2 protein-coding genes and 1 pseudogene are annotated in these 2,297 nt (G+C 68.3%); all 3 read right to left on the bottom strand.

Annotation, left to right across the window (positions count from 1 at the left end):
- Positions 1–155: 155 nt before the first annotated feature.
- A pseudogene (locus QH270_RS14060) lies at positions 156–407 on the bottom strand (glycogen debranching N-terminal domain-containing protein); the annotation flags it as partial.
- A complete protein-coding gene (locus QH270_RS14065) occupies positions 404–1,573 on the bottom strand; it encodes a glycosyltransferase family 4 protein (RefSeq protein ID WP_280341860.1) in 1,170 nt (389 codons plus the stop codon). The gene QH270_RS14065 and the pseudogene QH270_RS14060, both read right to left, overlap by 4 nt.
- A gap of 284 nt (positions 1,574–1,857) precedes the next feature.
- Positions 1,858–2,115 carry a hypothetical protein gene (locus tag QH270_RS14070; protein ID WP_280341858.1) on the bottom strand — a complete coding sequence of 86 codons (258 nt, stop codon included), beginning with the start codon at positions 2,113–2,115 and terminating at the stop codon, positions 1,858–1,860.
- Positions 2,116–2,297: the final 182 nt, after the last annotated feature.

Genomic DNA, 2,297 nt, shown 5'->3' on the forward strand with positions numbered 1-2,297 from the left:
CTCGAACACGTCGCGTCCTGGGGTTTCGTCGTCCCCCCCCCCCCCACCCAACGCCGCCCCCAACCCAACCACCAACAACACGCCACAGAAAATCAAAACACCCACGCCAAAGTGAGCAACGTGCCCCCCCGCCCCCCCCCCCCCCCACGTACCGGGGCCGCGAAGGCCTCGGGGCTCAGGACCGACAGCGGCTCGGGCCGCTTGCCGTCGATCATCAGCTCCCAGCGCGAAATCACCCTGGCGTCACGGAAGAACAGCCCCTGCGGCTTGCCCGGCTCGATGTCGCCGAGCCGATCGGACAGGCTGAAGGTGCCGCCTTCGACCAGCGTGACATTGCCTCCGTTGCCGCCGAGCCCGGCGGGTTCCCCCGCGTTGAGCGGGCTCGGCGACTCGCTGTTCAGGGTCATGCGCGCCCGCTGATCGCCGCCCCGACGGGCAGCGGCAGCGCGAACGCGTCGCCGTACCCGATCGTGGTCTCGGCCAACAGTTGCCGGTAGACCCGTTCGTAGCCACCGCCGAGGGTGTCGGCGCCGAAATTGGCTTCCACGTGCGCCCGGCAGGCCGCCGGGTCGTAGGAGGCGACCTCGGCGATGGCGCCGGGCAGCTCGGCCGGATCGTCACAGATCCGTCCGGTGACACCGTCGACCAGAACCTCGCTCACCGCGCCCCCACGCAACGCGACCACCGGAGTACCGGTGACCATAGCCTCGATCATCACCATGCCGAAGGGCTCCTCCCACCGGATCGGGAACAGCAGACACCGCGCTTCGGACAAGAGTTTACGCTTGTCGGTCGCGTCGGCGAGCCCGAACACGTGATCATCGGCGGTCAGCCGCGGACGCACGTACTCCTCGAAGTACGCCTTCTCGGGCGCCTCGGAGCACTTGCCCGCCAGGACGAGCGGGATTCCGGCCTCGTGGGCGGCGTCCAGCGCCAGATGTGGACCCTTGTCCATCGTGAAGCGGCCGAGGAACAGCGCGTAATCCTTCTTCTCGGCCCGGTACGGCCACAGGTCGGGCCGCAGCGCGTTGTGCACACGCCCCACCCAGCGCAGCTCCGGCGCGAGTTCGCGCTGCCGGTCGCTGATCGCGACGAGCGAGCACTCTTTGCCGAGTTCCCGGTAGTACCGGTAGCAGTCGTCCTGCACGGGACCGTGCACGGTGACCACCGTTGGCAGCCCGAGATCGGCGTAGGCGGGCGCGTTGAGCGGGCCCGCGAACGTGTGGTCGTGGACCAGGTCGATGCCTTCGGTCTCGGCCAGGCGCTCGATCGCGCGGCGCACCCGCAGCGCGTGGACCACTTCGGGGAACGGATCACCGAGTCGCTCCGGGACGATCCGGTCCCACAGCGGGACGAAGTTCGCCTTGGTACCCGGCTCGCCCGCACCGAACAGGGTGACGTGATGGCCGCGCTCACAGAGCGAATCGACCAGATCGGCGACTACGGCCTCGACGCCGCCGTAGGCCTTGGGGGGAACATCGAAATACGGTGGAACCACCATCGCGATCCGCAGTGGGCCACCGTTGTGCTCGATCGAGTAGAGATCGGACGTGGAGAACCCGGCCGGCGACATTGCCGACATGTCTGCACTCATGACCTTCCTTCCAGGGACACAACCTCGCAACACTTGCGCGAACAAGAGATGGCCGCCTCGGCGGAGGTGGAGACGAGAGCTGCACCGCCGTCCATGGGGCATGGTTGGCCTGGCCAGACGTGGAGCGCGCCGCTGGGGCGCCCGCCTGATCAGAGGGGCCGTAGAGAAAAGTACCCCGCTACCGCGGAGTAAACCAGCCGGTTGCTGAGAATTCGTGGCGGGGAATGGCAGCCGGGACAGGAGATTCCACCGTCAGAGCCGGTCTACGCCGTACAGAATTTCGGTTCTACCGGGTCGACGCACGGTATGTTGCCGAACTCGATCATGGTGAGCCTGGCCTTACCCCGGATCAGGTAGTCGAGGAACTGCGCGACCAGCGAATCACCGGCGACCGGACCGTGAGTGTAGGCGTATTCGATACCGGTGAAGCGGTAGTACCCCAGACGGATCGTGTCGGCCGTCGGCTGCACCCCGTCGATGGACACCGCGGCGGCGGCGCCCCCCGCCCCCCCCCGCGGCACCTAGCCCCCCCCGCCCGGGGGTTTTGGAACCTTACTTAACACATAGTCGGGAGCGGCGGCCGCGTCGCGCGGGTCGCCGCCGAACATGTCGCGCAGCATGGCCGTGTGGGGGGGACCGGGGGGGGCCCGATTAACGCGCACCCCCAGCGGAGCCCCCGGCAGGGGGAGGGGTTTGGTGGACG

The sequence above is a fragment of the Nocardia neocaledoniensis genome (genome assembly GCF_029868625.1).
Lineage (GTDB): Bacteria > Actinomycetota > Actinomycetes > Mycobacteriales > Mycobacteriaceae > Nocardia > Nocardia neocaledoniensis_A.

Coding starts and splice junctions, on each gene's coding strand:
- QH270_RS14065 (WP_280341860.1), bottom strand. CDS start 1,573: ATGTCGCCGGCCGGGTTCTCCACGTCCGATCTCTACTCGATCGAGCAC.